Genomic DNA, 7,158 nt, shown 5'->3' on the forward strand with positions numbered 1-7,158 from the left:
CGTCGGCAAGTCAACTCGCCCGCGAGCGGAACCTGGTGATCGACGTCAGGCCGACCAACACCGAGGCCCCGAAGTGGCTCGACCGGGGGATGCTGCCGAAGCCGAAGGACATCAAGGCCAAGACCGTCAACGAGCTGGACGTCCACCTCGGCGCGGACCGCGAACACGTCGGCCTGGTCGGGTACTTCGAGCCGGTGCGGCCCTCGGTCGAGGGCTTGGACGAGGCGGGCCGGGAACGGGTCGAGGCCCGGTACCGTCAGCGCGCGCACGAGTTCGCCGAACTGGCGCCGGTGATGGACCGGTTGGCGTCCGAGGGCCGGTTCCGGGTGGAGAACGGTCTGGTGCTGGGGGAGGACGGGCACGGCGGCTGGAAGCCCATCACCGGGGACCACGACGTGTTCGACATCTCCACCCCGGGCGGCTCCCGGCTGACGCCGACCCGGTACGACGGCGTGGTCGGGGAGATGATGGCCAACGACATGGCCGTCATGCACGGGGCGCACAGCTACTGGTCGCCGCAGTCGCCGTTCAGCAAGGGCATCTTCTCCAAGATCAACGCCTCGCACCTGCCGGGCGGTGAGCCGCTGGTCCGCTTCCGACCCGACGCCGACCGGGCCGAGCTGGTACACGCCGCGGAGCGGCCCGAGCCCCCGGTGTCGGAGCCGCGGGCAGCGGAGCCCCGGGCGGTGGAGCCCCGAGCGGTGGAGGCCCCGCCCGCCGCCGTGACCGACCCCGTCGAGGTGGCCCCGCGCGCTCCGATGACGATCGGCGACCCCGATCAGGCCGGCCGGCCCGCTCAGTCCGATCACGCCGGCCAGGCGGGTCACGCGGGCTCGTCCGGCCTGCCCGACCAGCCGGCCCAGTTCGCGCAGCCCGCCGCCCAGGGGCACGCGTTCCGCTACGCGGAGGGAGTCGTCGAACCGGACGCCGCCCAGTTCGCCCGGGCCGACGACCTCGCCGCCGAACTGGTCCGTACCGCGGTCGGGCGCGCGGAGTCCGGGCTGCCGCTGCCGAGGATCACGGTCACCGGGCACGGCAACGGGACCGTCGCGGGCCGGCCGCACTTCGGGCGGGCCATGCAGATCGGCAAGGAGCGCGCGGACGCCCTCGCCGAGCTCCTCGTCGAGCGGCTCGCCACCCACCTGGGCGACCACGAAACCCGGCTCACGGTCGCGGACTTCGAGGTCCGGACGCGCTCCCGCGGCCAGCTGGCGCCGCTGGGGACGGACCCGGCCCACCTCACCGCCGAGGACCGCCGGCAGGCCGTGGTCACCTTCGACCACCCGGAGCCCGAACCACCCGGCCCGACCGCCGTGGACCACCCCGAGGGGAGCACGGAGGGGAGCACCGGACGGAATGCCGAACGGAACGCTGAAGGGACCACCGGAGCGAGCCCCGGCGGGAGCCGGGAGGCGCGGGCCAACGCCGTCCGCCACGGTGTCGGCGAGGAGACGGTCGACTACCTGTTCGGCGACGGCCCGCGGCCCGGGCAGGTGACCACCGTGATCGGCGAGCACCCGTCCTGGGTCGAGGACCGCGCGCTCGGCCGCTGGGCCGCCGGGGTCGCGATGACCCCCAAGTACGAGACCCTCGTCGCGCTCAACCGGCTGACCCGCTCCGGCGAGGGGCCGCAGGGCGCGTCGCTGCTCTACCTCGGTGCCAACGCGGACATCGAGCACCCGCTCTTCACCACCCGCGCGACCCGGATGACCCTCGTCGGGGTCGACCCGGAGAACCTGAACGCGGTGACCCGCCGGGCCCACCTGGACCAGGTGGTCGGCGTCCTCGACCAGAGCCTGCGCGGGTACGCGACGCCGGGCCACACCGTCGTCAAGGCCGAGACCGAACCCGGCCGGGTGACCAGGCTGACCGTCGAGGGCCCGGACGGGCCGGTGCTGACCGTCGACTACCACGCGGTGACCTACGACGAGTACCTCCACGCCAACCCCGGCGAACGGTTCGACGTGGTGATGGACAAGGACTCCTGGCTGCTGGAGTGGCGTTCGGAGCAGGGGGTGGCGGACGCGGTCGACGGTCTGCTGGCGGAGGGCGGCAGCTGGGTCGGCGGGACGGAGCTCGGCGCGCCGGCCGACGCCCGGTTCACGCAGGCCCCGGCGGAGCGGCTGGGCGTCGGTGACCCGAAGTGGAGCGGCTACCAGGACCTGCGGCTCCGGACCCGGAGCGACCGGCCCGCCGAACCGGCCGCCGCCACCGCCTCGACGTCGGCCTCGACCTCAGACCCGACCTCGACCTCCTCGACGTCGGCCGCTGCCAGCGCCGGTGCCGGTACGGAGGCCAGGGTCGGCGAGCTGTTCAAGGGCGTCATGGCGGCCGCCCGGGACCGCTTCGCCTTCCGCGGCTGGACCTTCGACGAGGCCGCGTACAAGTCCATGCTCGACGACGACCTGGCGTACGCCATCCCCTACCACAACTCTTTCGACGGGGACAAGGCGAGCGTGCTGGCGAACGCGCTCGCGCTGCTCCCCGGCGTGGCGCAGCGCCTCTCCGCCGAGATCGCCACCTTCGCCGGGACGGACGGCGACTTCGGCCCGCGCCGCATCCTGCGGGACTTCGCCGTCCTGCTCGGCCTCGACCCGGACGTGCTCGCCCCGCCCCCGACCGGGGCGACCGGAGAGGAGGGGGCCTGAGCCCCGGGCGGCCGTTCGACCGCCCCCCGCCGCACGACGACCCGCTGCCGCCCGTCCGAGGCATCCTCCCAGGTGGGCGGCGGTGCGGCCGACCGACCGGCCCGCCCTATGCTGGCGCCATGACAGAGCTTCCCGGCTTCGCCGTCCTGCTGACACGCCTGCTGCACCACCAGGGTCAGGAGCCCGCCGAGCTCGCCCACCGGGCGGGGGCCGGCGAGGCCGACGTGGCCGCGCTGCTGGACGGCGCCACGCCGGACCAGGCGCTGCTGCGCCGCCTCGCCCCCGCGCTCGGCCTGGACACCGCCGACCTGTTCGAGATCGCGGCCGTCCCGCTGCCGGAGAACCTCGCACCGGCCGGCGGGATGGCCACCACCTCCATCGTCAGCGTGGTGCGGTTCGGCAAGGCACTGCCGGCCGACCGGCGGGCCGAACTCCGCGCGTTCGTCGCCGGTCTGCCGCCCGCCCGGGCGACCGGGCGGATCGAGGGCCTGCCCGCCTCGGCCCCCGCCCCCGACCCGCGGTCCGCCGGGAACCTGCTGATGCGGATGGTCGCCACCCGCAACCTCGGCTGGACCGGGACGGCGAAGGTCTTCCACCTGCTCACCGGGCGCTACTGGATGTCCACCGCCTACGGGCGGATCGCCTCCGGGGAGACCCAGCCGACCCCGGATCTGCTCGTCGACTTCGCCACCGTGCTCGGCCTGCCCGCGGCCGTGCCGGCGGCGCTCCTCGGCATGCCGCTGCCGCCGGAGGCACCCCGGCCGGACGCGTCCGCGACGGACGCCGCCCTGCTGCTGCGCGGCCTGCGCCGGCTGGGCGTCGAGCAGCTGCGCGAGGCCGAGGACCTGGCGCGGGCCCTGCAACCGGGCTGATCCGCTGGGTCCCGCCGGTCCCGCACGCGGGGCCGCCCGCCCGGTCCCCCTGCGGGGAACGCTCTCATGACAGGTCCCGCGGGCCCCTTTGACATCGGGAACTGACGCCCTTGAGCGGTTTCCTGGTGCGCGGCCGCGGGGGTTACGGTCTGATGGATCTGCCGGGTCAGGACGCCCGCGCGCGCCGTGCAGAGAGGCAGCAGCTGTGACCGTTACGATCCCCCGCGTGTTCGTCCATGTGATCTGGCTGCGCAGCAGCTCCTGGCGGCTGTGGATCGGCTTCGTCCGGCGGCAGGGCTGTGGCCGGTCGGACACCGGGCTCGGCCGGCTGCGGCAGCACACCCCGGAGACCCGGCGATGACCCCTCCTGCGGCGCCACGAGCCGGAGCTCCCCGCCCCGACGCGGGCCTGGCCGGACAGAGGGTCGTGGTCACCGGGGCCGGACGCGGCATCGGGCTCGCGATCACCGAGGCGTTCCTCACGGCGGGATGCCACGTCGTCGCGGGATCGCGGAGACGCACCGAGGCCCTCGACGCGCACGTGGAGCGGGGCGCGAACCTCACCTTCGTGGAGGTCGACCTGGCGACGCCGGGCGGTCCGGACGCGCTGGTCGCCGAGGCCGCCACAGTGCACGGCGGTATCGACGTGCTGGTGAACAACGTCGGGGCGGTTCGCCCGCGGGTGGACGGCTTCCTGAGCGTGACGGACGAGGACTGGGAATGGGCCCTGACCGTCAACCTCATGGCCGCCGTTCGTGCCACCCGGGCCGCGTTGCCGCATCTGCTCGCCTCCGGCGCGGGACGGATCGTCACCGTCTCCTCGGTCAACGCCCGCCTGCCGGACCCGCTGGTGGTCGACTACGGCGCCGCCAAGGCCGCGCTGACCAACTTCTGCAAGGCCCTGTCCAAGGAGGTCGGGCCGCGCGGTGTGCGGGTGAACACGATCGGTCCCGGCCCGGTGGAGACGGCGCTGTGGCGGGGCGCGGACGGCGTCGCCGCCACGGTCGGCCAGTCCCGTGGCGTGGACCCCGGCGACGTGGCCCGCGCCGCCGCCGCCCAGTCGGCGACCGGCCGCTTCACCCGTCCGTCGGAGGTCGCGGATCTCGTGCTGTTCCTCGCCGGTCCCGGTGCGGCGAACATCACGGGCGCCGACTTCGTCGTCGACGGCGGCCTCGTGGACTCCCTGTGACCAGCGGCCCGGGTACGGGACGGACACCGTCGTGCGCGCTCCCGTCGGACGTGCTTGCTGTCGGCGCCCCCGTACGCCCTGGTGCTCACCGGCGGATACGCCGTTCAGGCCCACGTGCGGGCCGATCGAACCAGCCACGACCTGGACGTCGCCACCCCGCGCACCGCCACCGGTCAACCCCTCGCGGTCCCGGCCTGGTTCCGTGCCGACATCGGGCGCCGGGCCGCTGAGCGGCCCGGGCGCCGGCAGCCGCTGCGGAGTTCGACGCCCGGCGTGCGCCGAACTGTTGCGGGCGGTGTGGCGCGGAGAGAGGCTCGGAGCGGGCCTGCTCACGGCAAGGAGCGCACATGTCCACGATTCATCTGCATCAGACGATCGCCGCCACGCCCGAGGAGTTCGTCGCCGGGCTCACCGACTTCGGGCCGGGGCGCTCGGAGCTCTTCGGCAACAGCGCCGACAAGTACCTCGAGGTGCACGACCGGGGACCCGACGAGGCCGATGTCACCGAGGGCTCGGCGGGAATCTGGGAACGGTTGCACTACGACTGGTCCGATCCCCGCCACGTCGTCCTGACGACCACCGACTCCAACGTGTGGGGCGGCAAATCAGGCCACACGTACACGTTCACGCCGAAGGCCGACGGGACGACCGAGGTGGACGCCGTCGTGGTACGCGAGGGCAAGAACTTCAAGGGACGCGTGCTCGGCGTGGTCGTCGGCACCGTCGGCAAGCGCCATCTCTCGAAGGCCTTCGCCAACACCGGCAAGGCCATAGAGGCGCGGCACCAGGCGGGCGGAGGATCATGACAGGATCGAACTCCTGCATGACCTCTGACATACCGAGGCCGGAGGCGGAGGCGCCCATGGGACCGGAGAGTCAGCCGTGTTCTGCCGAGCCGGTGAGCCGGAGTCTGCGCTGGGCCCGCTGGTAGAAGGTGGTGTGGCCGAGTCGCACGACGCGTGCGGCGGCGGGCAGCATGGTCACCTCGACGCTGTCGCCCGGTGAGACGTGGCCGACCAGGCGGCCGTCGGCCTCGATGGCGAGGTCGCCGCTGTGCGGCAGGACCTCCAGGTCGAGCCGCTCGCCGCTGGAGAGGAAGACGGAGCGGTCCGGTCGGGGTGGCGACCACGACCGCGTCGGCGGTGTAGGCCACGAAGGGCTCGCCCTGGACCCGTACGGCGACCGCCGCGGACTTGTGCCCCGGGCTGCGCAGGAGCACGACGTCGTTGAGCGCCGTCCCCCGGGCGGCCCCGAAGCGGGCGTGGACGCCGGTCTGCGAGCTGCGCTGCTCGATCGGCTGGTCCAGCCGGCGCTTGACGAGGCTCGCCAAGTAGGGCCCGTCGCCGCCTTCGACGAGCAGCCTGGGCTTCAGCGGCCTGTACTTGTACGTCACGACGCCCTCGGCCCAGATTCCTCAGCAGCCGCTCCACGTGCTCCGGCGAAACCGTCTCGCCGGGAGCCCGCTCCGGATCGACGGCCCGAAGGGGGCGGGCCACGGTCGTGCGGACGGTGATCTGCCGCTGCGGATCGACCCGGTCGGCCTGCTCCATGAAGACGAGGCTGCCGGAGAGGTCCGTCAAAGGCGCCCTTGGCATGTGCTTGTCGTCTACTTGTCAGGGCTTCATTCCGGCCTGGTGTGGCGTTTTCCGCCGGGCATACTGGGTCGCATGAAACCTCAGTTCATGTACGAATCCCCTGTGACGGGTTCCGTTTCCATCCGGGACCGGTGGGGTGAAAGCACCGGGGTCATGACGAACAACGGCCAGACGTTCTCGCTCGAATGGCGCGGGAACCGCTTCGAAGGGGAAAGCCCCGACTCCTTGGAGCTGGTCGGCGAGGCCGTCGCCTCCCCGGAGCCCCCCGAGCTCGACGGGACGGACCTGTGCGGCTACGAGCTCACGTGGTCGACTCCTGTCACCGTGCTGACCGGTGCCGGTACGGAGCGGTTCGACCTCACGGCGCATCTCTGCGTTCCCAACCGGAGCGCCCCGGTGCCCGGGCAGGTGTACGGGGTCTCGCTCGCCCTTGCCGTGTCGGGCGGGAACGTCTCCACGGCGCATCACCCGGACATCGAATCGGCGCTCCTGGAATTGCAGCAAAACGTTCCCGACGGAATGCGACTGGCGACCTGCTCCACGTGTGCGCTGTCCGACTACCACCCCGCCGGGTACGGGTTCATGGGGTCGCTCGCGTGTTTCCGAAACACCAAGGAGGAATTCCGGGCGGTCTCCGGCAAGAGAGGTCTCATGTCCCTGTGGAGCGGCCTTGCCGGATACGTCCAGGAGACTTATCACTGCCCGGAGTTCGAATGACCGGTTCGTCCCTGCTGCCCGCGGGACTGGGCCTCGTCGCCGATGTCGCGCCGGTCGCCGGGGCTCCGTCCTCGCGGTGGGTGGTACTCACCGAGGACGGTCGGTTGGTCCGCTTCGACGCCGACGCCGACGCCGACG

At 73.1% G+C, this 7,158-nt stretch carries 5 protein-coding genes and 1 pseudogene; all 6 read left to right on the plus strand.

Features of this window, described 5'->3' with window-relative positions:
- Window positions 1–2,648, plus strand: a pseudogene (locus C2142_RS36455) (hypothetical protein); the annotation flags it as partial.
- A gap of 119 nt (window positions 2,649–2,767) precedes the next feature.
- Window positions 2,768–3,520: a hypothetical protein gene (locus C2142_RS36460; RefSeq protein ID WP_148647081.1), complete on the plus strand. Its 753-nt coding sequence runs from the start codon at window positions 2,768–2,770 to the stop codon at window positions 3,518–3,520.
- Window positions 3,521–3,746: 226 nt separating this feature from the next.
- Window positions 3,747–3,881, plus strand: a complete 135-nt coding sequence (locus C2142_RS41835) for a hypothetical protein (RefSeq protein WP_277347301.1) — start codon at window positions 3,747–3,749, stop codon at window positions 3,879–3,881.
- On the plus strand, window positions 3,878–4,708 hold the full coding sequence (locus tag C2142_RS36465; protein ID WP_148647082.1) for an SDR family oxidoreductase: 831 nt from the start codon (window positions 3,878–3,880) through the stop codon (window positions 4,706–4,708). Before C2142_RS41835 ends, C2142_RS36465 begins: the two co-directional genes overlap by 4 nt.
- 347 nt (window positions 4,709–5,055) lie before the next feature.
- Window positions 5,056–5,514 carry a hypothetical protein gene (locus C2142_RS36470; protein WP_148647083.1) on the plus strand — a complete coding sequence of 153 codons (459 nt, stop codon included), beginning with the start codon at window positions 5,056–5,058 and terminating at the stop codon, window positions 5,512–5,514.
- 861 nt (window positions 5,515–6,375) lie between these two features.
- Window positions 6,376–7,020: a DUF6304 family protein gene (locus C2142_RS36475; protein ID WP_148647084.1), complete on the plus strand. Its 645-nt coding sequence runs from the start codon at window positions 6,376–6,378 to the stop codon at window positions 7,018–7,020.
- Window positions 7,021–7,158 lie beyond the last annotated feature (138 nt).

Origin of the sequence: Streptomyces sp. CB01881 (assembly GCF_002953255.1) — a bacterium.
Classification (GTDB): domain Bacteria; phylum Actinomycetota; class Actinomycetes; order Streptomycetales; family Streptomycetaceae; genus Kitasatospora.

Bases quoted from the DNA above. Each gene is read 5' to 3' on its own strand.
- C2142_RS36460 (WP_148647081.1), top strand. From the start codon at position 2,768: ATGACAGAGCTTCCCGGCTTCGCCGTCCTGCTGACACGCCTGCTGCAC.
- C2142_RS36465 (WP_148647082.1), top strand. From the start codon at position 3,878: ATGACCCCTCCTGCGGCGCCACGAGCCGGAGCTCCCCGCCCCGACGCG.
- C2142_RS36470 (WP_148647083.1), top strand. From the start codon at position 5,056: ATGTCCACGATTCATCTGCATCAGACGATCGCCGCCACGCCCGAGGAG.
- C2142_RS36475 (WP_148647084.1), top strand. From the start codon at position 6,376: ATGAAACCTCAGTTCATGTACGAATCCCCTGTGACGGGTTCCGTTTCC.